This is a genomic window from Peptostreptococcus sp. (assembly GCF_036639115.1).
Lineage (GTDB): Bacteria > Bacillota > Clostridia > Peptostreptococcales > Peptostreptococcaceae > Peptostreptococcus.
Window position 1 is genome coordinate 461,498 of record NZ_JAVWJH010000002.1, and the last position, 24,623, is coordinate 486,120.

At 32.8% G+C, this 24,623-nt stretch carries 24 protein-coding genes; 12 read left to right on the top strand and 12 right to left on the bottom strand.

The window, feature by feature from the left end:
• Window positions 1-5: 5 nt before the first annotated feature.
• The 10 genes from cmk to RR561_RS04270 form a co-directional block, all read right to left on the bottom strand.
• Complete coding sequence (gene cmk, locus RR561_RS04225) at window positions 6-668, bottom strand: (d)CMP kinase (protein ID WP_332506227.1); 663 nt, start codon at window positions 666-668, stop codon at window positions 6-8.
• Between the two features lie 107 nt (window positions 669-775).
• A complete protein-coding gene (locus RR561_RS04230) occupies window positions 776-2,083 on the bottom strand; it encodes an NAD(P)/FAD-dependent oxidoreductase (protein ID WP_332506228.1) in 1,308 nt (435 codons plus the stop codon).
• A gap of 17 nt (window positions 2,084-2,100) precedes the next feature.
• The gene (locus RR561_RS04235) at window positions 2,101-2,751 is read right to left on the bottom strand and encodes a histidine phosphatase family protein (protein ID WP_332506229.1); all 651 of its coding nucleotides are present in this window, start codon (window positions 2,749-2,751) and stop codon (window positions 2,101-2,103) included.
• Window positions 2,752-2,877: 126 nt separating this feature from the next.
• The gene (locus RR561_RS04240; RefSeq protein ID WP_332506231.1) at window positions 2,878-3,753 is read right to left on the bottom strand and encodes a MurR/RpiR family transcriptional regulator; all 876 of its coding nucleotides are present in this window, start codon (window positions 3,751-3,753) and stop codon (window positions 2,878-2,880) included.
• Between the two features lie 171 nt (window positions 3,754-3,924).
• Window positions 3,925-4,491, bottom strand: a complete 567-nt coding sequence (locus RR561_RS04245; protein WP_332506233.1) for a class I SAM-dependent methyltransferase — start codon at window positions 4,489-4,491, stop codon at window positions 3,925-3,927.
• A 43-nt stretch (window positions 4,492-4,534) separates the two neighbouring features.
• The gene (locus tag RR561_RS04250; protein WP_332506234.1) at window positions 4,535-5,254 is read right to left on the bottom strand and encodes a pseudouridine synthase; all 720 of its coding nucleotides are present in this window, start codon (window positions 5,252-5,254) and stop codon (window positions 4,535-4,537) included.
• A gap of 65 nt (window positions 5,255-5,319) precedes the next feature.
• Window positions 5,320-6,123, bottom strand: a complete 804-nt coding sequence (locus RR561_RS04255; protein ID WP_332506236.1) for a tetratricopeptide repeat protein — start codon at window positions 6,121-6,123, stop codon at window positions 5,320-5,322.
• 567 nt (window positions 6,124-6,690) lie between these two features.
• The gene (gltA, locus tag RR561_RS04260; RefSeq protein ID WP_332506238.1) at window positions 6,691-8,079 is read right to left on the bottom strand and encodes an NADPH-dependent glutamate synthase; all 1,389 of its coding nucleotides are present in this window, start codon (window positions 8,077-8,079) and stop codon (window positions 6,691-6,693) included.
• Complete coding sequence (locus RR561_RS04265) at window positions 8,079-8,972, bottom strand: sulfide/dihydroorotate dehydrogenase-like FAD/NAD-binding protein (RefSeq protein ID WP_332506240.1); 894 nt, start codon at window positions 8,970-8,972, stop codon at window positions 8,079-8,081. The genes gltA and RR561_RS04265 overlap by 1 nt, the downstream gene beginning before the upstream one ends.
• 770 nt (window positions 8,973-9,742) lie before the next feature.
• Entirely contained in the window at window positions 9,743-10,054 is a 312-nt protein-coding gene (locus RR561_RS04270; RefSeq protein WP_332506242.1) for a MazG-like family protein, read from the bottom strand.
• 546 nt (window positions 10,055-10,600) lie between these two features.
• Here RR561_RS04270 and RR561_RS04275 point away from each other — a divergent pair.
• From RR561_RS04275 to RR561_RS04295, 5 genes are all read left to right on the top strand, one after another.
• A complete protein-coding gene (locus tag RR561_RS04275; protein WP_332506243.1) occupies window positions 10,601-11,455 on the top strand; it encodes a sulfurtransferase in 855 nt (284 codons plus the stop codon).
• A 172-nt stretch (window positions 11,456-11,627) separates the two neighbouring features.
• On the top strand, window positions 11,628-12,800 hold the full coding sequence (locus RR561_RS04280) for an efflux RND transporter periplasmic adaptor subunit (RefSeq protein WP_332506244.1): 1,173 nt from the start codon (window positions 11,628-11,630) through the stop codon (window positions 12,798-12,800).
• Between the two features lie 26 nt (window positions 12,801-12,826).
• Window positions 12,827-13,501, top strand: a complete 675-nt coding sequence (locus tag RR561_RS04285) for an ABC transporter ATP-binding protein (protein ID WP_332506245.1) — start codon at window positions 12,827-12,829, stop codon at window positions 13,499-13,501.
• Window positions 13,502-13,503: 2 nt separating this feature from the next.
• Window positions 13,504-14,757 carry an ABC transporter permease gene (locus RR561_RS04290; RefSeq protein ID WP_332506246.1) on the top strand — a complete coding sequence of 418 codons (1,254 nt, stop codon included), beginning with the start codon at window positions 13,504-13,506 and terminating at the stop codon, window positions 14,755-14,757.
• A 153-nt stretch (window positions 14,758-14,910) separates the two neighbouring features.
• Window positions 14,911-16,182, top strand: coding sequence for a dihydroorotase (locus RR561_RS04295; RefSeq protein WP_332506248.1), 1,272 nt, complete (start codon window positions 14,911-14,913; stop codon window positions 16,180-16,182).
• 108 nt (window positions 16,183-16,290) lie between these two features.
• On the opposite strand, the gene RR561_RS04300 is transcribed toward RR561_RS04295, so the two are convergent.
• Together RR561_RS04300 and RR561_RS04305 are read right to left on the bottom strand one after the other, a co-directional pair.
• Window positions 16,291-17,493, bottom strand: coding sequence for a dicarboxylate/amino acid:cation symporter (locus RR561_RS04300; RefSeq protein WP_332506250.1), 1,203 nt, complete (start codon window positions 17,491-17,493; stop codon window positions 16,291-16,293).
• Between the two features lie 466 nt (window positions 17,494-17,959).
• Complete coding sequence (locus RR561_RS04305) at window positions 17,960-18,481, bottom strand: rubredoxin-like domain-containing protein (RefSeq protein WP_332506252.1); 522 nt, start codon at window positions 18,479-18,481, stop codon at window positions 17,960-17,962.
• A 290-nt stretch (window positions 18,482-18,771) separates the two neighbouring features.
• Between RR561_RS04305 and RR561_RS04310 the strand changes: the two genes are divergently transcribed.
• The 7 genes from RR561_RS04310 to RR561_RS04345 all read left to right on the top strand — a co-directional run bounded on the left by RR561_RS04310 (window position 18,772) and on the right by RR561_RS04345 (window position 24,585).
• Complete coding sequence (locus RR561_RS04310; protein ID WP_332506253.1) at window positions 18,772-19,695, top strand: polysaccharide deacetylase family protein; 924 nt, start codon at window positions 18,772-18,774, stop codon at window positions 19,693-19,695.
• Window positions 19,696-20,193: 498 nt separating this feature from the next.
• A complete protein-coding gene (locus tag RR561_RS04315; RefSeq protein WP_000420682.1) occupies window positions 20,194-20,508 on the top strand; it encodes a YdcP family protein in 315 nt (104 codons plus the stop codon).
• A 15-nt stretch (window positions 20,509-20,523) separates the two neighbouring features.
• Window positions 20,524-20,910, top strand: coding sequence for a YdcP family protein (locus RR561_RS04320; RefSeq protein ID WP_000985015.1), 387 nt, complete (start codon window positions 20,524-20,526; stop codon window positions 20,908-20,910).
• A gap of 28 nt (window positions 20,911-20,938) precedes the next feature.
• The gene (locus tag RR561_RS04325; RefSeq protein WP_000813488.1) at window positions 20,939-22,324 is read left to right on the top strand and encodes an FtsK/SpoIIIE domain-containing protein; all 1,386 of its coding nucleotides are present in this window, start codon (window positions 20,939-20,941) and stop codon (window positions 22,322-22,324) included.
• A 192-nt stretch (window positions 22,325-22,516) separates the two neighbouring features.
• The gene (gene mobT, locus RR561_RS04335; protein WP_191619837.1) at window positions 22,517-23,707 is read left to right on the top strand and encodes a MobT family relaxase; all 1,191 of its coding nucleotides are present in this window, start codon (window positions 22,517-22,519) and stop codon (window positions 23,705-23,707) included.
• A gap of 42 nt (window positions 23,708-23,749) precedes the next feature.
• Window positions 23,750-23,971, top strand: a complete 222-nt coding sequence (locus RR561_RS04340) for a hypothetical protein (RefSeq protein ID WP_001009056.1) — start codon at window positions 23,750-23,752, stop codon at window positions 23,969-23,971.
• A gap of 116 nt (window positions 23,972-24,087) precedes the next feature.
• Window positions 24,088-24,585, top strand: coding sequence for an antirestriction protein ArdA (locus RR561_RS04345; protein ID WP_000342539.1), 498 nt, complete (start codon window positions 24,088-24,090; stop codon window positions 24,583-24,585).
• Window positions 24,586-24,623: the final 38 nt, after the last annotated feature.

A 24,623-nucleotide genomic window follows, 5' to 3' on the forward strand; every position in this document is an offset into this window, starting at 1 on the left:
CCTATCTATTTTATCTTATCCGATTCAACTACATCTATAATGTAGTCCACCACCTCATTTATGCTCATAGATGTTGAATCTATTTCTATAGCATCCTCTGCTTTCATAAGTGGTGAGACCTCTCTTGTAGAATCTATTTTATCTCTTCTTTCTATATCTCTTATTATCTCTTCTAAAACTACATTTTCTCCTTTAGCTTTCATTTCTTCAAATCTTCTTCTTCCTCTTTCTTCAGGTGAAGCAGAAAGATAGAATTTATACTTAGCATTTGGAAATATACATGTTCCAACATCTCTTCCATCCAGTATAACATCGTTTTTAGAGCCTATTTCTCTTTGTCTTTTAACCATCAATTCACGAACTCTTTTTACTTTTGCCACATTGGAAACCTTTGATGAAACTTCTTGTTTTCTTACCTCTACATCTACATTTTTGCCATCTAAGTAAATTTGATTATCTCTAAAGTCAACATCTGATGATTCACAAACCTTTATTACTTCCTTTTCATCATCAGTATTTATACCTTCTATTATGCATTTATATGTAACAGCTCTGTACATAGCCCCAGTATCCAAATAACTTATATCCAGTCTCTTAGATACCAATTTAGATATTGTACTCTTACCTGCACCAGCTGGTCCGTCTATCGCTATTATTAGATTTTCCATTTATTTCTCCATTCTTTCTATATTGAATTTAATCTGAAATAAAAGCTTATTTCCATAAAAGCTTATTTCTAATAGTTATATATTATAGTTATATTCTGTAGTTATCCTTAACTATTTTTTAAATTTTCTGCCGCACTAACACCTGCTAGATATCCTGTAGAGAAAGCTATCTGTAAATTGTATCCTCCCGTCAAGGCATCTATATCTATAAGTTCTCCTGCAAAGTATATATTGGGGTCAATATTTGATTCTAAAGTGCTTGAGTTAATATTTTTAACGTCAATTCCACCTGAAGTAATAGTTGCCCTTTCTAAATCAGCTAAAGCTGTTGGAGTTATTTTTGCTCCCTTAAGTGATTCGTATAGTATTTCAAAGTTTTTATTTGAAAGATTTGCAGAATAGTCATTTAAAAAATCAAATTGACCTTCTGACTCATCATTACATTTTTCAAGAATTCTTTTTAAAAAATTGTTTGGAAAAAGTTCTTTTAAGTTACTCGGAATTGTTTTTTTAGGATTGCTTTTTACCATGTCAAGAAGGGCTTCTCTATTTATATATGGTATAAAATCAAGTTCCAAACTTGATCCACTTATATCTCTATTTATATAAGATGATGCTTTCAAAGCAGCGGGTCCCCCAATTCCTTTATGAGTAAAAACAATATCACCAAATAATTCAGCCACTTTTTTATGTTTCACATTTTGACTATTACTTTTGACACCTGATTTATTTTTGACACCTAGTTTTAATACTTTTATTTGTATATTCTGAAGTGAAATACCCGGAATATCCTTTACCCAACTTTCTTTTATATCCATTGGTGCCAATGCTGAGACTGGCTTTATTATATTATACCCTTTATTAGAGAGCAGTTTCATAATAGAGCCATCTGATCCTGTCTGAGGATAGCTACATGCACCTGAAGCTATGATAATAGTATTAGCCTCTATTATTAAATCATCTGAAAATATTTTTCTGCTTTTTAAATCCAACTCTTTTATTTTTGTTTTACCTATAAAGTCTATTCCTGAGTTTCTTAGCTGTAAGTTTAAAACTTCGATCAAGTCCATAGATTTACCACTCTTTAAGTATACTTTATCATCATTGTCATCTTCTACAATATACTCTAATCCGCTAGCTTTTATAAAAGTTTTTAAGTCCTCATTTGAAAATGAATACAAAGCTGAATATAAAAACTTACTATTTCTTACTACATTATCAAAAAACACAGAGATATCTTTATTATTCGTAAAGTTACATCTACCCCCGCCAGTAAGTCTAAGCTTGCTAGCAATATTATTATTAGAATCAACTATACAAATTTTGGCATTTTTATCTATTTTTCTTGCAGAGAGCCCCGCCATTATACCTGCTGGTCCAGCACCCAAAATTGCAATATCATAATTTTTTAACATTTACTATATTCTCCAATTTATTCCAAAGCACTCATTTTTTCATTAGAGCCTTTATTTTTATCCGTTTTTAGATGTCTTGTATCATTCATTTTCATAATTACAGGACCATAGCTTCTATATTCAACTATATTTAAAGCTGTATTATCCTGTTTAATTCTGTATAAGTTTCTAACATGTGATTCAAGAAAATCTAAAAGCATCACCCTTACAGTTACTGAATGAGATACCAATAGTATATGTCTATTATCATATTTATCATTCAGTGTTTTTATAAGCTCCTCAGTTCTGTCCTTTACAACAGATAGAGCCTCTCCCTCAGGTATATGAACTTTATCTGGCTCTTCTCTCCACATTCTAAAAGTATCTGGATATATTTTTTCTATTTTTTTTAGTGGCATGCCTTCCCATATACCAAATCCCATCTCTCTAAGAAGATTTGTTGGTCTAACTTCAATATCTAATTTTTCACCTACTATTTCTGCAGTTTGAACAGCTCTTCCCAAATCACTACAATATATAGTATCTATAGGATAACTCTTTAATGCCTCTGCCAACTCACTTGCTTGTTTTTCTCCTAGTTCTGTGAGTGGAGAGTTTCCATGACCCTGTGTCTGACCCAAAGTATTCCACACAGTTTGTCCGTGTCTCACTAAGTAATATGTATTCATCTTGCCTCCCTATTTTTTCATCATTTTAAAGATATATCGATCTTATTACAATAAATACCATATCAATATATCTCTTTAAAGTAAAGTAACCCAATATGGTATCAACATATTAGGTTACTATAGTATTTACTCATATATTTCAAATTTTTCCCAGATATCTTCTAATTCATTAAAATATGACATTATATCTTCTTTTTCTCTCATAGCTACTCCGATTACCAGAGCATTTGCCACGCTGAATGCTGGAACAAGAGAGTCTACGAATGAAACCATATTATTCTTCACTGTTACTATTACATCTGAAATTTTTGCTGTAGGAGCGTTATAGCTATCTGTAAGTGCTATTACTTTGGCTCCTCTTTCTTTAGCAAACTCTGCTACTTGTAGGGTCTTTTTTGAATATCTTGGAAAACTTATTGCTATTAAAACATCTCCTTCTCCAAGTTTTATCATCTGTTCTACGGGCTCACCCATATCCATTCTCACAATTATTACATCATCTAATATATAATTTAAGTAATAACCCAGATATTTTGCTACATATATAGAACTTCTTAACCCCATTATATATAGCTTCTTTGCAGAAATAATTGTATTTACTGCCTTCTCGTACGATTTTTCTTCCAGTGTATCAAGCGTTTCTTTAATGTTATCAATATCTGCTTTCAATACATTCTCTAGAATCTTAGAATCTGTGGAATAATCCCTATTGGCCATCTCCACTCTTTCTACTGTTGTTAGCTTTGTCTTTATTAATTCCTGCAGAGCATCCTGAAATTTAGGATATCCTGAAAAACCTAAGGCATTAGCAAATCTTACTACTGTAGACTCACTTACTCCAACAGTATCTCCCAATCTTGAAGCTGTCATAAAAGCAACTTTTGGGTAATTTTCCATAGTATAATTTGCGAGCAATTTTTGTCCCTTGCTCATTGTTTTATACTTTTCTTTCATAATAGTCATAAGACTATCACTTTCATTTATATTTACATCATCATTCATATAATAAGACCCCTTATATAAAATACTTAATTATCACTATTAACATTATACAGCAATAATATAATATTTTCAATTGAATAGACAATTCCTTAAGCGATTAATATAAAAAAATTTATTTATTATTTGACCAAATATAATCAATTTTCTTTCTTTTTTTACTTTTGCTATGAATTATTTTCTTTTTTCAATAATAATCAACTTTGGGGGACTATTTTTTTGGTTTAAAAAATTAAATATCGATACATTATATTTTTTTTGATCTAAAGTTTGAACAAAAGATTTAACTGCCAAAAACTCTTCCATCCCACCTTCATGTCCAACATAAGATGCCAAAGCAATCACAGAAGTTTTGGACAAGATATCCATTATGGATTTTATAGCTTCTATTGTTGTATCTGACCTAGTAATTATACTATGGTCCGCCTTTGGTAGATAGCCTAAATTAAAGACCGCAAAATCTATTTTTTTATTTATATATAGTTTTAAATTTTCATGACCATCACAAATAATTTCACTATTATTCTCATAAGCATTTTCTGCCAATAGCCTTCTAGTTTTCTTTACTGCAACTTCTTGAATATCAAAACCATATCCAAATCCATTTTCGCCAACTATTTTCATCAAATATAATATATCATTTCCATTTCCCACTGTTGCATCTAGTACTGTATCACCATTTTTTAATTTACTCTTTGCAATTAGTTTTATTATGCTGTTTACATTATTAAAGTCTTCCATCTATTGTGCACCTCTATTTCTAGAACCATTTCTATTTGGATAATTACTTACGATTTTTCAAGTATTTAAGCTCTGATTCAGTTAGAGATCTATGCTCTCCAGGATTTAAATCATTTAAGTGTATTTCACCCAATGCAATTCTCTTTAGATTCATCACTGGATGATCAATTGCCTCAAACATCCTTCTTACCTGTCTATTATGCCCTTCGTGTATTGTAGCCTTACAAACAGAATAATTCTTCTCTTCGCTTGTCTTTAATATCTTTAGTTCTGCCTTTGCCGTAACATAATCTTCTATTTCTAAGCCATTTTCAAATGATGATATTTCTTTTGCTGTAGGTATTCCTCTTACTGAAGCTATATAAGTCTTATTAAATTCATGACTCGGATGTGTCAATTTATATGTAAGATCTCCATCATTTGTCATAAGTAGTAATCCACTAGTCTCATAGTCTAGCCTTCCCACTGGGTACACTCTTTCCTTCACATTAGGAATTAGATCCATAACACTTTTTCTTCCAAACTGCTCTTTTGCAGTTGTAATATATCCTTCTGGTTTATTTAGTAAAATATATACCTTCTTTTCATTTTCTCTAGATATTGTCTGTCCATCAAATTCTACAGTGTCATTATCTTCATCGACCTGATAAGCTAGTTCTTTCATTATCTTACCATTCACTTTTATTCTTCCAGCTAATATATATTCTTCAGCCTTTCTTCTTGATGCTATTCCTGATCTTGCTATAAACTTATTTATTCTCATTTTAAATCCCCTTAATAAAAAGCTATCTCTAAAAGAAATAGCTTTTCTAATTATAATTAATTTTTCTAATTCACGCCGCCTTGTCCAGTTTGTGGCTGTGTTTGACCCCCACTACTAGTGTTTCCTGTGCCTTGCTGTCCTGTATTTCCATTATTACCCTGATAGTTACCGCTACCAGTGTTTCCTCCTGTATTTCCACCAGTATTAGCCCCACCATTGTTACCTGTGCTAGGTGGAGTATTTGTTCCTGTGGAGTTTCCTCCATAATTATTATTAGATCCTGAATTTCCTGTGTAACCTTTGTCCTCAGATCCTGAATTCTCTGTATAATCCTTTTTTTCCGTTGTTTTTTCAGAGTCATCATCTTCTTCACTGTTATTTTTTGAAGAATATTGTTGTTTATCACTATAAAAATTGGAACTATATATAGAGGCACTTGTGTAATTATTTTTATTTTCCTCTGCTGTTTTCTTTGCATTCTCTTTTCTAGTAATTGTTGCACGTTTCTGATTTTTTAGTGCTTCTTGAGCCTTTGCTAACATCTCTTCTGCTTGACTTCTTACTTTTGCAGATCCCGAATTATCATTTAATAAATCTTGTAATTCCTTTATTTCCTGTTCATAATCTTTACGAGATTCACATTTTTGAGCCTTCTTTAGCTTCATCGCTTGATAATACATTCCTCTTGCTTCTGAATTGGATTCATCTTCATCTAGTACTTTAGAAAGATTAGTCATTGCTTTATCGTATTCACCATTTTCAATAAATTTTCTCGCACCAGTCATTAATTCACTTGACTCTGTAAATCCACATCCTGATAGAGTAAGTGCACATATCAATACCATAATCGAAATAATTTTCTTATTCATTTTAACCTCCTGTAAAGGTATTCGCATCCTAAAATTAACGTGAAAATCCGCTAATTACCTTCTTATTATATCATATGGTGTTTAATCAGGCAAACAATTAAAAAGCTAGAACAAGCTATATAAAACTTTTTTAAAAATAGTTTTTATATTACATAATAATGTTTTTTTAATATTATTTTTTGTTTTTTTCTTTAATAACACACTAGTTATCTGTTTCCTGTCTTATTTTTATTTTTTGTTTTTTATATATTTTTTTATATATTTTTTTAAATAATTTTACATTTTTTATTATTTTTATTTTAATACTACAAACATCTATTGCCTCATATTAAGGATAAATACTATATCTATTAAAATCAATGACTTTCTATACATATGTATTTATGTATGTATATATTACCTTTGATATCTAAGAACATATAAATATGTATGTTTTTGAGCATTGAGTTTACTTAAGAATAATTAATGCTCAAAAAAACAGGGTTACCATTTTGGGAACCCTGTTTTTGTAAACATAACAAAATTTCATTTGTTTAAAATATAAAGTAATAATTTTAGCTAATTACTTTATAAATATTTTTCTCTTAAATATTTATCCATAGCAGCGGCTGCTGATCTACCAGCACCCATAGCAGAGATAACTGTTGCAGCACCTGTTACAGTATCACCACCTGCATAGATACCTTCTAAAGAAGTTAATCCTTCATCATCAGCTACTATACATTTTCTCTTATTTATATCAAGACCTGGTGTAGTAGAAGCAATTAATGGGTTTGGTCTAGTTCCAAGTGACATTATTACCATATCTACATCTAAATCAAACTCAGATCCTGGTATTTCTACCGGTCTTCTTCTTCCAGATGCATCTGGTTCTCCAAGTTCCATTCTAATACAAGTCATTCCACAAACGTTACCGTTTTCATCAACAAGTATTTCCTTTGGATTAGTTAGAAGATTAAAATCAATACCTTCTTCCTTTGCATGATGTACTTCTTCAACTCTTGCTGGAAGTTCTTCTTCACTTCTTCTATATACTATATGAGACTTTGCTCCTAAACGAAGTGCAGTTCTTGCAGCATCCATAGCAACGTTTCCGCCACCAACTGTAGCTACACGCTTACCTACTCTTATTGGAGTATCGTAGTCATCCTTGTAAGCCTTCATTAAATTTACTCTTGTTAAGAATTCATTTGCAGAAAGTACTCCGTTTGCATTTTCACCAGGTATTCCCATAAATGATGGAAGACCTGCTCCAGAGCCTATAAATACTGCCTTGAATCCTTCATCTTCAAACATTTCTTCTATAGTCATAGTTCTACCAACAACTACATTAGTTTCTATCTTAACTCCTAATTTTTCAATAGAGTTTACTTCATAATCAACAACTTCTGACTTTGGAAGTCTAAATTCTGGTATACCATAAGTTAAAACACCACCAGCTTTGTGGAATGCTTCAAATATAGTCACTTCATACCCTAATTTTGCCAAGTCTCCTGCACAAGCTAGTCCTGATGGTCCAGAACCAACTACAGCAACCTTGATTCCATTGCTCTTAATATCGCCACTTAGATCTATCTTATTTTTTCTAGACCAATCAGCAACAAATCTTTCAAGCTTACCAATTGATACTGGTTCACCCTTTATACCTAATATACATCTACCTTCACACTGTGATTCCTGTGGGCACACACGTCCACATACAGCTGGAAGTGAACTACTCTTAGCAATTACCTTAGCAGCTTCTTCAAAGTTTCCTTCTTTTACTTCCTGAATAAATGCAGGTATATCTATACTTACTGGACATCCACCCACACACTTAGGGTTCTTACAATTTAGACATCTCTGTGCTTCTTTCATTGCTTCTTCTTCATTGTATCCATAACAAACTTCTTCAAAGTTAGTTGCTCTAACCTTTGGATCTTGTTCTCTTACTGGAACCTTTGGTGACATAGCCATTAGTGAGCACCCCCTATCTGACAGTCTGGGCTTGAGTGAGTCGCTCCGTCACTCTTTCTTAGAGCCTTCTTGCCTTCTTCACTCTTAAACATTTGTTGTCTCTTCATTGCTTCATCAAAATTAACCTTCCATCCGTCAAACTCTGGACCGTCGACACATGCAAACTTAATTTCATCACCTATTCTTACACGACAAGCACCACACATACCTGTACCGTCTACCATTATAGTATTTAAACTTACAGTAGTAGGTATATTAAGCTTCTTAGTACTCATACATGCAAACTTCATCATTATCATAGGTCCGATTATTATTGCTTCATCGTATTTCTTACCCTGATTGTTTACCAAATCTTCAAGTAACACAGTTACATTACCGTGGAATCCGTAAGTACCATCATCTGTACACATGTAAACGTTCTTTGCAACAGTTCTCATCTTGTCTTCAAAGATTACTATATCCTTGCTTCTAGCACCGATAATTACATCTACATCTATTCCATGTTCATGCATCCATCTAACTTGTGGATATACTGGAGCTGCTCCAACACCACCAGCTATAAATACAATATTTTTCTTCTTCAAGTTCTCAATGTCTTCATGAATAAATTCACTTGGCTGACCTAGTGGACCAACGAAGTCCGAAATACTGTCACCTGCATCAAGCTTGCTTAATTTTGTACTTGAGTCTCCAACTACCTGGAAAACTATACTTACAGTACCTCTTTCTACATCATAGTCAGCTATTGTCAAAGGAATTCTCTCTCCCTTTTCATCAATAATGACTATAACGAACTGGCCAGGATTTGCAGCTTTAGCAACTCTTGGAGCTTCAATATCCATTAAATAAACAACTTCGTTTAGTTGTCTTTTTTCAACTATCTTATAGCTCATCACTATATCCCCCTTGTACTTTTTTACAATAAAATATAATCATACTATTCTTTATGCCTACGCACTAGATTTATATATTATGCTAAAATGCTACAAAAAATAAACCACATACACTATTTTCGAATAAAAACAGTATATATGTATATATTTTTGATGTTTTTATTTTGTTTTATTTCAATGCACAATATAAAAATAATACGATTAAGTCCATTATACACCATATCAAAAGTAATTTATAGTAATTTATTAAATTATTCTCAAAAAAAATCTTCTATTTATACCTTATTTTCTTTATTACCTTATTTATATGTTTTGTATAGAAATAGTTATATAAATAAAAATTATTCAAAAATACTAAAATTTCAACAGTAGTAGCGTTTGCATAATTTTTTTAAAGCTTCTTTAAATATTTTGAACTTTTCAAATTTTTCATTAAAGTACAGCATAAATACTTAATGTTTTCCTGAAATATAAATAAATTTTAGACAAACTTTTATAATTTCCTTACTAATTTCAGTTAAAAAATATCCCCTACTTAATTTTACTTTTTATATAAAAACAGCTCTCTATTACCTGTCATCAACTTTATATCTATTTAAAGTTTTCAAATTATATTTTCTAAAGGAGAAAGCACTTTGTTAAATTATTAAAATTTACTATTATCACTAGTTATTTACTTATTATGGCTAAATCTTTCTTCTATTTATATAGCAAATTATATTATTAAAATTTTCGAATATAATTTGCCATATTAATATCTACTTTTAGTCTTAGTATCTATCCTCGAATTTTTCTCTATGTGACCTTGTCATATCTTCAAATGAAATATCATATTTATCCATTAATATTATTACATTATCTAATACATCAGCTAGTTCTTCCTTGATCAGCCCTAGATTTTCACTGTCAGATCTTTTTGCCTCGTCTGGTCTATCTCTCCCAATCTCATATCTCCTAACCGCCTGTGACAATTCGCCAACTTCTTCCATTAAAAAATTCAAACGCAGTGAAGAGTCCAATTGGTACCAATTTCTTTCCTTAAAAAACTCTATAGCCCATTTTTCATATTCATCAAAATTCATATACTTTCCTCCCTTTATATTCTTTTTATATTTTCAGAAAATTTTATAATCAAATAATTTCCGCTGATTTTATGTGTCTATTCATAATAAAACTTAATTTGACACCCACTTTTATCAAGAAATATTAAAGAGCAGATCTTAAATAAATGAGTATCTATCATAAATATTATAGCATCTACTTTTATCGCTAACAATCTATTGCTCAAAATTAGCTTTCTTCCCTAGAGCAATAATTTTATCCAAGCAATGTCTATTGACTTTTCATATTAATATACTCTTTATTTGGAAATATGATTATAGTTAAACTTCATATAGTTCTAAGTAGTTAGAAATAGCTTCTATTTCACCTTTTTTTTATTATTTTTTTTATTAAACATATATTTTTTCATCAATTTTACCATATAATAGAATTTTATAATACCTAATTTAAACTGTCACCATAATTATATACATCTATGAATTCATATGATATACTTATTAGGATAGGCATATTTTGTAATTATGATTATTAATAGTATTTTATCTTAATGATAAGGAGTGAAGACAATGAAAAGATTAATATCCGTTCCAGAATTATTTGATTTAATGGAATCAGGGAAGAAATACGTTCTTTTGGACTGTAGATTTGATCTTATGAACAAAAACTATGGACCTGACTCTTATAGAGAAGGTCACATTAAAGGCGCTTATTTAGTTGATATAGAAAAAGACTTAGCAGACTCTAAAAGTAAACATGGTGGAAGACATCCTTTTAAAAATCATACCGATTTGAAAAAAACGATGGAAAACTTTGGTGTATCAAATGATGTAACTGTAATTGCCTATGACGATGGTGATATGCAGGGAGCTGCTAGATTAATTTTCCAGTTAAATAACTTAGGCTTTTATAATGCCTATGCTCTAGATGGCGGACTCATATCATATAAACATCATGGTGGACAGATGGAAAGCAATGAAAATATTCCAAATGATAACTCTGCAAAATTAGATATCAAAATTGATAACTCTTTTATGGTAGATATGGAGTATGTGAAATCTAAACTTTATGACAAAGATACAATTCTAATTGATTCTAGAGCTAAAAATAGATACCTAGGATTGGAAGAACCAGTTGATAAAGTTGCAGGTCATATCCCAAGTGCAAAATCATACTTTTTTATGGATGTACTAAATGTTGATGATATGACAAATAGTTCTTTTAAGTCAGTTGACTTTTTAAAGAAACATTTTAAAGATCTTGATCCAAACAAAGAAATAATTGTTTATTGTGGTTCAGGTATATCTCTAATGGTAAATGCTTTGGCGCTTGATATAATAGATATGCCTTATAAGATTTACCCTGGCAGTTTTTCAGACTGGACAAGCTACGATGACAATAAAATTGCCACTGGAGAAGAATAAATAAAATATGGCAATGCAATATAAATGTAGCAATAATCTCTTCCTATTGTGGCAAATTTCTTAAATATTATTGCAATAACCGCCATTTTAATGTAAAATTAAATCATATTTTGTATTGAATTTTACATGTTTTTTGAATTAAAATCAAAAACTTAATATATAGGAGGTTAACATGTCTTTAAAGGAAAAAATTGGAGATGGTTTAACAAAGATTAAATCAAACAAAAAAATACAAATATATTTGGGAATAGTAGTAGTTGCTGTAATTGTTATTGTGGCTGGTGGAATTGTACTAAACAATCAATCTCACAAAGAAACTACTCCTACTATTCAGACCTATACCATCCCAGAAAATGAAAAAATATTTATAAATGGACGTATAGTTCCAAAGCAAAGTAAAGATATATCGGGACCTCCAAATGGAGAAACACCTGATGTTAGAGTAAGCAATGAGCAAAGCGTAAAAAAAGACGATGTTTTGTATATTGTAAAAGATGAAGCAGCTATACAAGAAATAGCTGGAATAAAAACTCAAATAAAAAACTTAATTTCAGAAAAGAAAAGTTTAAAGTCAGATGACCCTTCTCTAACAGCTATTAATTCACAGATAGCTACATTAAATACGAGTCTATCAACTGCAAATGCTAAGGCATATACAAAGGTAAAGGCTCCTTTTGATGGAAAGGTCTATTTAAATAATAACCAAAATCAAGATACACAGACACCAGGAGCTGCACTTATGACTGTACAGACTACTGACTATGTTATGAACGGCCAAATAAGTGAACAAGATTTATCCAAAATTAAACAAGATATGACTGCTGATATAACTATATTATCTACTGGAGATACAGTTAAAGGTAGAGTGAATTATATCTCTGAAAGACCTGTAACTACATCGGCACCACAAGATGCTTCAGGAGAAGGTGCTTCAGCTGCTTCCATGTCATTTTATAGCATAATGCTAACACTTGACACTCAAGATGGAATTATAGATGGATATCATACACAGGCTGTTATCGAAGTAAATACAGATAAGCATAAAGTTCCTTCTGCTTCAATAGTCAATGATGGCAATGAAGTTTATGTACTTGCAGAAATCGACGGATATTTAAGAAAAATAAATGTTGAAATACTTTCTGAGAGTGGAGATTTCTCTGTTGTATCAGGAAACCTGAATGAAGATGACGTTATTATTAAGAACCCTACTAAAAATATGAAGGAAGGGGATCCTGTAACAGAAAAACCTGGCAGTAATGGCAAAGCTAACACAGATAAAAGCAAAACAGATAAATCTGAAAAGGATAGCCCTGCTAGCTCTTCCGAGGAGAGTTCTGAGAATTAGTGGAAAAACACGAGAAGGTGACCAATATGCAGATTGTTTTAGAAAATGTGAATAAGTATTATAAAGTAGGGAAAGAAAAACTTCATGTACTAAAAGACTTAAGTCTAGAAATAGAATCTGGAGAGTTTATAATGATAATGGGTAAATCTGGAAGCGGAAAAACAACATTACTTAATATCTTAGGCTTTTTGGATAAATTAGACGAGGGAAAGTATTATTTTGATGGTACAGATGTCAGTAATCTAAGTGAAAATAAAAGATCTGAATATAGAGCTGGATATGTTGGGTATGTCTTTCAACAGTTTAATTTGATTGATACCCTGACTGTTTCTCAAAATATTGAAATACCACTAATATATTCAGGTGTTAAGGATAAAAGTAAAAGAAAAGAACTTGTTGCTAAAAGATTAAAAGAAGTCGGCTTAGAGGATAAAGCTATTAGCTACCCTAATCACCTATCTGGTGGTCAGCAACAAAGAATTGCTATTGCAAGAGCACTTGTAAATAATCCGAAAATAATATTTGCAGATGAACCTACTGGTGCATTGGATAGTGAAACTGGGGAAGAAATTATGAGATTGCTAACTGAGTTAAATGAATCAGGAACTACAATTATCATGGTAACACATGACCATGATATGACTAGATATGCATCTAGAGTAATTTCTCTAAAAGACGGTAGTTTTGTAGAGGGGGTTTAAGTATGTTTACTTTAATAAAAAATTCCCTTGCAAACTTAAAGGGTCATAAATTAAGATTAATTATAGCCTTTATCTGGATAATTATAGGTATTACTTCAGTTGTATTTGTGAGTGCCGTTGGAAACGGTATGTCTGCTATATTTAAGAGTACCTTTCAAAATATAGCTCCAAGGACAGCCATCTTCTACTTTGAGCCATCAGACAAAGAGTTGGGAACTAATCAAGTACTACTTGATCCTTTCTTAAGTTCAGATGTTCAAACAATTGCTTCTATAGAAGGAGTTGAAAAAGTAGAACCTTCAAAGAAATTTGCTCAGACTATACCAGGCTATGATGAAAATACTCTAGTTGGAAATTTATCTTTCTTTAATAAAACAGGAAGTTCTGAGATTCGTCCTCTTGAAAAGGCAAATTATAAAGTAATAAAAGGAAGAGCTCTTACAGAGGCTGATGATGGTAAAAGAGTTATTGTACTTGAGAGTAATGCAGTAAAAGATTTATTTGGAAAAGATGAAAAAAATCCAATTGGAAAAGGTGTTACGCTAAATGGTCTAACATTTGAAGTTGTTGGAATCTTAGATAGTGATACCACTTACGATCCAGTTGACAAAACTTTTAAAAAACGTGGTATGTTTGATGTAGATATGCCATACTCAGTGATACCAGACACTGCTTATGGAGTTCTTACTGGAACAAATATTAAAACGGGCTCAATTAACTCTATGGTCGTGACAGTCAAAGATGGATTTGAAATGTCAAAAGTTACAAAGTCTATCCAAGAAGATTTGACATCACTTCATCCTGATATCAAGGGTGAGTATAAAATTCAAGACCAAAGTAGTATACAAAAGTCTACAGAAGCCTTTACAAAAGGAATCGATAAATTCGTAAAAATTATCACTGTAGTCGCCATGATCGTAGGCGGAATTGGTATAATGAACATTATGTACGTTTCTGTTATGGAAAGAAACAAGGAAATAGGAATTAGAAGAGCTTTGGGTGCAAAACCAAGATCAATTCTTCTTCAATTCTTAGTTGAATCGGTATTTATTACTTCATTTGGTGGGGTATTAGGTGTAATAGTTGGCTATGCTGTCACTATCTACTCTAAAAATATTATGCCATTTAAACCAATTCCAAGCTTTAACAGTTTCTTGTACGCAGTAATTTCAATTGTACTTACAGGAATAATATTTGGATTAGTTCCAGCATATAAGGCATCCAAAGTAGATCCTATAAAAATTATATATAAATAAAATTCAAGAGATTAATTCATATGAATTAATCTCTTTTTTATGGAAATTTATAGAAAATTGATATATCATAGTAGTAACAGCCAATAGTTTAATTAATACAAATTTTTGAAAGGAGAGGAGTTTAGTCTAAATGCTACTACTCCACTAGAATTTATGAACAAATTAATAATAAAAAATGGACGTGTTATAAATCCAGCTACAGGTCTGGACAGCTATTTAGATATCTTAATTGAAGATGATATTGTTATAAAGATGGACAAAACAATCAATCTTGATGAAAAAGATATGGATATTATAGATGCAAAAAACTGTATTGTTTCACCTGGTTTGATAGATATACATGTGCATTTTAGAGATCCAGGATTCACTTACAAAGAAGATATTTTATCAGGTGCAAAATCTGCCGCTGCTGGAGGATATACAACTGTTTTGTTAATGGCAAATACCAATCCCAAAATAGACAGTGTAGAAAGTCTACAGTATGTTCAAGAAAAAGCAAAAGATGCTGTTATCAATGTATTACAAGAATCAGCTCTTACTCGTGACTTTAAAGATGAACTTGTAGATATGGAAGCACTTCATGATGCCGGAGCTGTAGGCTTTACAAATGATGGCGTTGCTGTGATGAATACTTCTGTACTAAGACAAGCCATGATAAAGGCAAAGGAATTAGATACTATTATTGCACTTCACGAAGAAGATAATAAACTTATAGCTTTACATGGAATAAACGAAGGAGAAATATCAGATTCTCTTGGTTTAAATGGAGCGCCTAGAGTCTCTGAAGATGTTATGGTAGCTAGAGATTGCATGCTTGCTCTTGAAACAGGTGCAACTATTGATATTCAACACATTAGTTCAAAGAATGCTGTTGATATGGTTGAATATGCAAAGTCAAAAGGAGCTAATGTAATCGCCGAAGTAACACCTCATCACTTCACTTTGACAGAAGATGCAGTATTAAAACACGCAAGTCTAGCCAAAATGAACCCTCCTCTAAGAACATACGAGGACAGAGAAAGGTTAATAAAAGGGCTTGAAGATGGTACTATAGATATTATTGCCACTGATCATGCTCCCCATTCATCTGAAGAAAAAACTGTTGAATTTGCTAAAGCCCCTAGTGGTATTATAGGACTTGAGACTGCTCTTTCACTTACTATTACTGAGCTAGTTAGAAAAAATAGGCTCTCACTCTCTCAGGCCTTGTCAAAGTTGACTTCTAACCCTTCTAAGTTTTATAAACTAAACAAGGGTGATATTTCGGAAGGTAAAATTGCAGATATATGCATATTTAACCCCGATGAAAAATACATTGTAGATAAGTTCTACTCTAAATCTTCAAATTCACCATTTATAGGTCAAAAATTATTTGGTAAAGTTAAGTATACTATCTGCTCGGGAAAAATAGTATATTCTGACTAGAAAAAAAGACACAGTGTACACTGTGTCTTTTTTAATCTATTCATTTGCTTATAGTGATTTTTAGATTAATAGAAATTAATTACTATGCTGATTTTTTAGGTCTATTAACTAAGCTTCTTTTTTCTTCATTCTCTTTGAATAGAACTTATCTATGAATACTGCTATTGCATTATCTCCTGATACGTTTGCTGCTGTACCAAAACTATCCTGAGTTAAGTATAATGTAATCATTAGCTGCTGCATTACTTCCGTTGTAATACCAACCATTGGTAAGAATGGAAGAGCTGACATTATCGCACCACCTGGAGCACCTGGAGCTGCAACCATGGCAACACCCAACATAGCAATAAATCCGAATATTGAAGTAAAGCTAAATGGCATTCCATTCATCAACAATACTGCAACACTACAAGATGTAATTGTTATCATACTACCTGCTAAATGTATTGTAGCACATAGAGGTACAACAAAGTTTCTTATATCTTCTGATACACCATTCTTTTCAGCACATTCCAAGTTCACTGGAATAGTAGCTGCAGAAGACTGAGTACCTACTGCTGTTAAGTAACCCTTTACCTGATTCTTTATAAGTCTTGCTGGATTCTTTCCTGCATAAGTACCTGCTACCACGAACATAAGACTTACATATATAAGGTGAAGAGCGATAACTATTAGAAATACCTTCCAGAATATAGATAATACACTAAATACTGATCCAGTATAACTCATATTTGCGAAGTTACCACATATGAATAATGGTAATAAAGGTATAATAACTTTGCTTAGAACATTAGATATAATTGCTTCAAAATCATCAAATATTTCATATAGTACTACTCCACGATTTTTAGATCTCAACCAAGATATACTTAGTCCCATCATAAATGCAAATACAATTGCTGAAGTAACATCAAGCATTGGAGGAAGTCCAATCTTGAAGAAAGGTTCAAGTGCCTTTCTAGCCCCTTGTATTTTGTCAATTAATTCTGGTGTTATAAATGCTGGGAAGAAATTACTTGCAACCACATATGCTATACATCCAGCTATTAAAGTTGAACTATATGCCGTTAATGCTGTTACCCCCAATAATTTTCCTGCACCCTCAGAAAGCTCTGCAATACCCTTAACGACAAAACCAATTATCATAAGAGGTATTATAAAGTTTAAGAACTCACCGAATAGACTTGATAACGTTATCAAGACTCTCAACAACTCTGGTGGTATAAATTTCAAATTACCTACAATAATACCTATTGCGATAGCTATTATCAACTTAGAAACTAAACCTAGTTTAAATTTTTTACCTTGCATTTTTTCCTCCTTTAAAATTTTATATAATATAATTTACAACGGAAACAGAATATTTTAAAAATATCTAACCGTTACCACAAATCATTATAACATAACGTTTGTATTAATTCAATTTAAAAAAGGTTTTCCTTATTTTTTTTGTTTTTTTACTATTTAAAAATAAGGATATATCTAGGCTTCACTTATAAAAGTTGTATAATTCTGAAGTTTATACTTAGTAAATAAATTGACAATAATCAAACATTAATTCTGTCAATTTAACTATTTCTTAGTTAAATAAGCTTTATCTTCTTTTTATTGCAATACTAATTAAGTATATCTTCTATAAATGCATTTTTCAATGCATTTGCAATTTTTTTTATATATAAAAAATTATATTATGCCATATTTTTAATTAAAAAAGATAAAGACCTCCAATACAAGGCCTTTATCTTTTAAAAATTTATTATTTTGTTTTAATTAATTGCTATTTTTCTAATTTATCCATTATTTTTTTTATATTATCAGATTTATTTTTTATTATATCAACATACTCCACTAACCCATCATTTTCAAGTAACAAAATTAATTCTTCACTTCTTTGAACGTCCTTTTGCAACTTCCTGGCGAGTTCTTTTTTGTTAGATTCTGTGTTAAACTCTAAAAATTCGCCCAAAAGCATAGCACTTAGAGAGGCTTGCCCCAAAAGTTCATCATATGATTCTTTAAAAAGTTCCGCATCTTCTTCCTTATTTTCTTTGATTGCTTGCTTAGCCATCGACATAGAAACTGCTGCCAATTCACTAAAAGAATCAAACTGATGTCTCAAATTTTTGATAATATCTAAATTTGAATCATCTATCATTTCATAGTAATCTACTTCCTTAGAAGAAGACTCTTCTTCCATCTCATAAAACACTTCTGAATCATATCCACACACTGGGCACACAGAAGGTGCTTCGTCACCTATATGTACATATCCACATTCTTTACATTTAAATCTCTTCATAACATCTCTCCTCATAAATAACACTACTTATTAGATACCCAATTAAAGATACAATATAACAAATATTTCTATAATCAATAATTTTTGTTAACATAAAATAATTAGTAAATATCCATTTATTCAATAATTGTTTTAAGTATATTGTCCTAGTGTTTTTATATTGTAACCTTTTTCAACTATTGTAGCCATCTCGTAAATTTATAGATCTTTTGATGTGACTATTAATTACAATTTTGATGTTTCATTATTAAAGCTTTTATAGTAGAATAGAAAGTAATAGGAGGTTGGTTATGAATAGTAAAAATAAAGCGAACAGAAGAAATAAAAGAAAGAAAAAATCAGTTTTTACGTTTAAAAAGTTCCTACTTTTGGCAATTGTTGTAGCATGCGTTGCTGGAGGTGTTAAGATAGGCTTTGCTTACAAGAACGAACAAGAAGCTCTACAAGAAGAAAAAGTTAAAAAAGAAGAGTTAGTTAAAGAACTTGAAGAAAAGGAAAAGTCTCAACCAGTTGTAGGTCAAAAGAAAGAATTTAAAGATGTACATGGAGTGGACTCTCAAAAGGTTTGGAACGCTATGAATACATATGATTATGACAATGGTGGTAAAAAGGAAGTATTCCTGACATTTGATGATGGACCTTCTCTTACTAATACACCTAATGTAATCAAAATACTTAATGATAATAATGTAAAAGGTACTTTCTTTGTAATTGGAAAATCATTAAAAATGAATGGTGCACCTGCAATTTTAAAGGATTTATATAATGACGGAATGGCTATAGGTAACCATTCGTTCTCACATGACTATGCACATCTTTATCCAAAAAGAGTTTTAAATTTGGAAAACTTTACTTCCGATTTTAAAGAAAACGAGACTTTAATAAAAGAATCTTTGGGAATGGATAATTTTACTACTAGAGTAATTAGATGTCCAGGTGGTCAGATTTCATGGAAGAGCACAGAACCACTAAATGATTATTTAATCAAAAATAACATGGCATCTATTGACTGGAATGCTCTAAATGGAGATGCTGAAGGTGGCAAGAAAAATGCGGATCAATTATATCAAGAAGCCGTTAATTCAGGTAAAGGTAAGAATCTAGTGGTAATATTGATGCATGATACATATGGAAAAGAAGAAACAGTAAAAGCTTTAGACAAGATAATAAAACACTATAAGAGTGAAGGATATGATTTTAAGACTTTAGTTTAATACCTTATTAAATTCAGGTTTTATTATATAGTAAGATCAATTACGATAAAATTAATTAAAATAGCTACACTAAACAAAGTTATTGGGTTTAGTGTAGCTATTTTTCGTATTTAAAGCTATTTTCGTATTTAAAGCTATGTTTATATAAGCAAGTTTATAATTAAAAATAGCATAAAAATCTAGTTATCCGCATAAAAACTGGACTTATCACACTTTATCAAGGTCAAAACCACTCAATTTACTACTAATTTACTACTTATGAATGAGCTTTGATACGACGATTTATCCTTGAAAAGTGAAGATATAAAGATACTTCCAATAAAATTTGAATATTTAATAGGTAGACACTTCAAAAAATGAGGTGTCTATTTTTTTACCCGATTTTGAAAGGAAGTGAACTTATGAAAACAAAAAATCAAGAATCAAAAGGTCGTTCCCCACTCTTTAAGACCATCAAACATTCATTCAGCCAATAAAAAAGAAAGGATAGGTAAAAATATGGAACTTAAATTTGTGATTCCCAACATGGAAAAAACATTCGGCAATTTAGAATTTGCTGGCGAGGATAAAGTCGTTCAGCGAAGAATCAACGGACGGCTAACTGTCTTATCAAGAAGCTATAATCTCTATTCTGATGTTCAAAGAGCAGATGATATTGTGGTGGTGCTTCCTGCTGAAGCTGGCGAAAAACATTTCGGCTTTGAGGAACGTGTGAAGTTAGTCAATCCACGTATTACCGCAGAGGGCTACAAAATCGGCACTCGTGGTTTTACAAATTACCTTTTACATGCTGACGACATGATAAAAGAATAAAGAAAGAGAGGAAAAATGATGAGATTAGCAAATGGCATTGTATTAGATAAAGACACGACTTTTGGAGAATTGAAATTCTCTGCTCTACGTCGTGAAGTGAGAATCCAAAATGAAGACGGGTCGGTTTCAGATGAAATCAAGGAACGTACCTATGACTTAAAATCCAAAGGACAAGGACGCATGATTCAAGTAAGTATTCCTGCCAGCGTGCCTTTGAAAGAGTTTGATTATAACGCACGGGTGGAACTTATCAATCCCATTGCGGACACCGTTGCTACTGCCACCTATCAAGGAGCAGATGTTGACTGGTATATCAAGGCAGACGATATTGTGCTGACAAAGGATTCTAGTTCATTCAAAGCTCAACCACAAGCAAAGAAAGAACCGACACAAGACAAATAGTCGCTAGGTAGAAAGGAGACTTTTTCGCATGAAACAGCGTGGTAAAAGGATTCGCCCATCTGGTAAAGATTTAGTCTTTCATTTTACGATAGCGTCACTCCTGCCTGTTTTCCTGCTGGTTGTCGGACTGTTTCATGTGAAGACAATCCAGCAGATCAACTGGCAGGATTTTAACCTATCACAAGCAGATAAGATTGACATTCCCTATTTAATTATCAGTTTCAGTGTCGCAATTCTTATCTGCTTGCTGGTAGCGTTTGTATTCAAACGGGTTCGCTATGATACGGTTAAACAACTTTACCACCGTCAAAAACTGGCAAAGATGATACTTGAAAACAAGTGGTATGAATCTGAACAGGTCAAAACAGAGGGTTTCTTTAAAGATAGTGCTGGTCGTACAAAGGAAAAGATAACCTACTTCCCTAAAATGTATTATCGACTTAAAAATGGCTTGATACAGATACGGGTGGAAATCACGCTGGGAAAATATCAAGACCAACTCTTACACTTGGAAAAGAAATTAGAGAGTGGCTTGTACTGTGAGCTGACGGATAAAGAGTTAAAGGATTCCTATGTGGAATATACTTTGCTCTATGACACCATAGCCAGTCGTATTTCTATTGATGAAGTAGAAGCTAAAGATGGTAAACTTCGCTTAATGAAAAACGTATGGTGGGAATATGATAAGCTCCCTCATATGTTGATTGCTGGTGGTACAGGTGGCGGTAAAACTTACTTTATACTGACACTGATTGAAGCCTTGCTTCATACAGATTCAAAACTGTATATTCTTGACCCGAAAAATGCTGACCTTGCGGACTTAGGTTCTGTGATGGCAAATGTCTACTATAGAAAAGAAGACTTGCTTTCTTGCATTGAAACATTCTATGAAGAAATGATGAAACGTAGTGAGGAAATGAAGCAGATGAAGAACTATAAGACTGGCAAAAATTATGCTTACTTAGGTCTCCCGGCACACTTCTTAATCTTTGATGAATACGTCGCTTTCATGGAAATGCTGGGAACAAAAGAAAACACCGCAGTTATGAATAAGCTGAAACAGATTGTCATGTTAGGTCGTCAAGCTGGCTTCTTTCTAATACTGGCTTGTCAACGTCCAGACGCAAAATATTTAGGCGACGGAATCCGTGATCAGTTTAATTTCAGAGTGGCTTTAGGTCGTATGTCTGAAATGGGCTATGGCATGATGTTTGGCAGTGACGTACAAAAGGATTTCTTCTTAAAGCGAATCAAAGGTCGTGGCTATGTTGATGTAGGAACAAGTGTCATATCAGAGTTTTATACTCCCCTTGTACCAAAAGGATATGATTTCTTGGAGGAAATTAAAAAGTTATCCAACAGCAGACAGTCCACGCAGGCGACGTGCGAAGCGGAAGTCGCAGGTGTGGACTGATCTTGCTGGCTGGTGTGGCAATAGCCACGCCAGCACTTAACCCCCCGTATCTAACAGGGGGGTACAAATCGACAGGAAACAGTCAAAAAAACATTAGAAAATCCTTTGGTTACAAGGGATTTACAAAATTTCAGCGTATGTCAAATGGGCTTTAAAAGTTGACATACGCCTTTTTGATTGGAGGGATTTTTACTGAATGAACAAACTTGGTTACAGCATTTAAAAGAAAAACGCTTGGCTTATGGACTATCTCAAAACCGTTTAGCTGTTGCGACTGGTATTACAAGGCAGTATCTAAGCGATATTGAAACAGGAAAAGTCAAGCCATCAGAGGATTTACAGCAGTCCCTTTGGGAAGCTCTGGAACGCTTCAATCCCGACGCTCCCCTTGAAATGCTGTTTGATTATGTAAGGATTCGCTTTCCGACAACAGACGTACAGCAGGTGGTCGAAAACATCTTACAACTGAAACTGTCCTATTTTCTTCATGAGGACTATGGTTTCTATTCTTATTCAGAGCATTATGCTTTAGGCGACATATTCGTCCTTTGCTCCCATGAACTGGACAAAGGAGTTCTGGTGGAATTGAAAGGTCGTGGGTGCAGACAATTTGAAAGCTATCTTCTGGCACAACAAAGAAGCTGGTATGAGTTCTTTATGGACGTTTTGGTGGCTGGCGGTGTGATGAAACGCCTTGACCTTGCCATTAACGATAAGACAGGGATTTTGAATATCCCTGTACTCACTGAAAAGTGCCAACAGGAAGAATGTATCTCCGTCTTCCGCAGTTTTAAAAGCTATCGCAGTGGCGAACTGGTACGCAAAGAGGAAAAGGAATGTATGGGAAACACCCTCTATATCGGTTCATTACAAAGTGAAGTTTATTTCTGTATCTATGAAAAGGACTACGAGCAGTACAAGAAAAATGATATTCCCATTGAAGACGCAGAAGTAAAAAACCGTTTTGAGATTCGATTGAAAAATGAGCGTGCCTATTATGCAGTCCGTGATTTACTCGTCTATGACAATCCAGAGCATACCGCCTTTAAAATTATCAATCGGTATATCCGTTTTGTAGATAAAGACGATTCCAAACCTCGTTCTGATTGGAAACTGAATGAAGAATGGGCTTGGTTTATTGGGAACAATCGTGAACGATTAAAACTAACCACAAAACCAGAGCCTTACTCCTTCCAAAGGACGCTGAACTGGCTATCTCATCAAGTTGCCCCGACCTTAAAGGTTGCGATTAAACTTGATGAAATCAACCAGACGCAGGTTGTAAAAGACATTCTCGACCATGCGAAACTGACAGACCGACACAAGCAGATTTTGAAGCAACAGTCAGTAAAAGAACAGGACGTGATAACAACAAAAAAATAACTCAAATACAAATTCATTGAATATAGAGAGGAGAACATTTTTATGAATTTTGGACAAAACCTTTATAACTGGTTTCTATCAAACGCTCAATCACTGGTGCTTTTAGCAATCGTTGTGATTGGCTTGTATCTTGGCTTCAAGCGTGAGTTTAGCAAACTGATTGGCTTTTTAATTATTGCGATTATTGCGGTTGGCTTAGTCTTCAACGCTGCTGGAGTAAAAGACATTTTACTAGAGCTATTCAATCGCATTATTGGTGCTTAAATAAAACCGTTCTTTTGTGGAATATAAGTGGTTTTCTTATGTTCCGCAAAGGAATGGTACACCAAACGAAGTGCGGTAGGGATTTTTGAATCTCTACAAAGAAAGGACGTGAATATATGGACGATATGCAAGTCTATATTGCGAATTTAGGCAAATACAATGAGGGCGAATTGGTCGGTGCGTGGTTTACCTTTCCCATTGACTTTGAGGAAGTCAAAGAGAAAATCGGCTTGAATGATGAATATGAGGAATACGCCATTCATGACTACGAGTTACCCTTTACGGTTGACGAATACACTTCCATTGGCGAACTCAATCGACTATGGGAAATGGTATCGGAATTACCCGAAGAATTACAATCGGAGCTATCTGCTCTGCTCACTCATTTTTCAAGCATTGAAGAACTAAGCGAACATCAAGAGGATATTATCATTCATTCCGATTGTGATGATATGTATGACGTGGCACGCTACTACATTGAAGAAACGGGTGCTTTAGGCGAAGTACCAGCTAGTCTTCAAAACTATATTGATTATCAAGCCTATGGTCGGGATTTAGACCTTTCAGGAACGTTTATCTCAACCAATCATGGGATTTTTGAAATCGTCTATTAAATCTGTCGGTACATTACTACTGGCAGATTTTCTATTTT

What these genes read in the sequence shown, in the direction of transcription:
- RR561_RS04300 (WP_332506250.1), bottom strand. Translation starts at nt 17,493, where the DNA reads ATGCAAGGTAAAAAATTTAAACTAGGTTTAGTTTCTAAGTTGATAATA.
- RR561_RS04315 (WP_000420682.1), top strand. Translation starts at nt 20,194, where the DNA reads ATGGAACTTAAATTTGTGATTCCCAACATGGAAAAAACATTCGGCAAT.
- RR561_RS04305 (WP_332506252.1), bottom strand. Translation starts at nt 18,481, where the DNA reads ATGAAGAGATTTAAATGTAAAGAATGTGGATATGTACATATAGGTGAC.
- RR561_RS04295 (WP_332506248.1), top strand. Translation starts at nt 14,911, where the DNA reads ATGAACAAATTAATAATAAAAAATGGACGTGTTATAAATCCAGCTACA.
- RR561_RS04265 (WP_332506240.1), bottom strand. Translation starts at nt 8,972, where the DNA reads ATGAGCTATAAGATAGTTGAAAAAAGACAACTAAACGAAGTTGTTTAT.
- RR561_RS04290 (WP_332506246.1), top strand. Translation starts at nt 13,504, where the DNA reads ATGTTTACTTTAATAAAAAATTCCCTTGCAAACTTAAAGGGTCATAAA.
- RR561_RS04285 (WP_332506245.1), top strand. Translation starts at nt 12,827, where the DNA reads ATGCAGATTGTTTTAGAAAATGTGAATAAGTATTATAAAGTAGGGAAA.
- RR561_RS04250 (WP_332506234.1), bottom strand. Translation starts at nt 5,254, where the DNA reads ATGAGAATAAATAAGTTTATAGCAAGATCAGGAATAGCATCAAGAAGA.
- RR561_RS04235 (WP_332506229.1), bottom strand. Translation starts at nt 2,751, where the DNA reads ATGAATACATATTACTTAGTGAGACACGGACAAACTGTGTGGAATACT.
- RR561_RS04325 (WP_000813488.1), top strand. Translation starts at nt 20,939, where the DNA reads ATGAAACAGCGTGGTAAAAGGATTCGCCCATCTGGTAAAGATTTAGTC.
- RR561_RS04340 (WP_001009056.1), top strand. Translation starts at nt 23,750, where the DNA reads ATGAATTTTGGACAAAACCTTTATAACTGGTTTCTATCAAACGCTCAA.
- RR561_RS04230 (WP_332506228.1), bottom strand. Translation starts at nt 2,083, where the DNA reads ATGTTAAAAAATTATGATATTGCAATTTTGGGTGCTGGACCAGCAGGT.
- RR561_RS04270 (WP_332506242.1), bottom strand. Translation starts at nt 10,054, where the DNA reads ATGAATTTTGATGAATATGAAAAATGGGCTATAGAGTTTTTTAAGGAA.
- cmk (WP_332506227.1), bottom strand. Translation starts at nt 668, where the DNA reads ATGGAAAATCTAATAATAGCGATAGACGGACCAGCTGGTGCAGGTAAG.
- RR561_RS04240 (WP_332506231.1), bottom strand. Translation starts at nt 3,753, where the DNA reads ATGAATGATGATGTAAATATAAATGAAAGTGATAGTCTTATGACTATT.
- RR561_RS04320 (WP_000985015.1), top strand. Translation starts at nt 20,524, where the DNA reads ATGATGAGATTAGCAAATGGCATTGTATTAGATAAAGACACGACTTTT.
- gltA (WP_332506238.1), bottom strand. Translation starts at nt 8,079, where the DNA reads ATGGCTATGTCACCAAAGGTTCCAGTAAGAGAACAAGATCCAAAGGTT.
- RR561_RS04345 (WP_000342539.1), top strand. Translation starts at nt 24,088, where the DNA reads ATGGACGATATGCAAGTCTATATTGCGAATTTAGGCAAATACAATGAG.
- RR561_RS04275 (WP_332506243.1), top strand. Translation starts at nt 10,601, where the DNA reads ATGAAAAGATTAATATCCGTTCCAGAATTATTTGATTTAATGGAATCA.
- RR561_RS04245 (WP_332506233.1), bottom strand. Translation starts at nt 4,491, where the DNA reads ATGGAAGACTTTAATAATGTAAACAGCATAATAAAACTAATTGCAAAG.
- RR561_RS04310 (WP_332506253.1), top strand. Translation starts at nt 18,772, where the DNA reads ATGAATAGTAAAAATAAAGCGAACAGAAGAAATAAAAGAAAGAAAAAA.
- RR561_RS04280 (WP_332506244.1), top strand. Translation starts at nt 11,628, where the DNA reads ATGTCTTTAAAGGAAAAAATTGGAGATGGTTTAACAAAGATTAAATCA.
- RR561_RS04255 (WP_332506236.1), bottom strand. Translation starts at nt 6,123, where the DNA reads ATGAATAAGAAAATTATTTCGATTATGGTATTGATATGTGCACTTACT.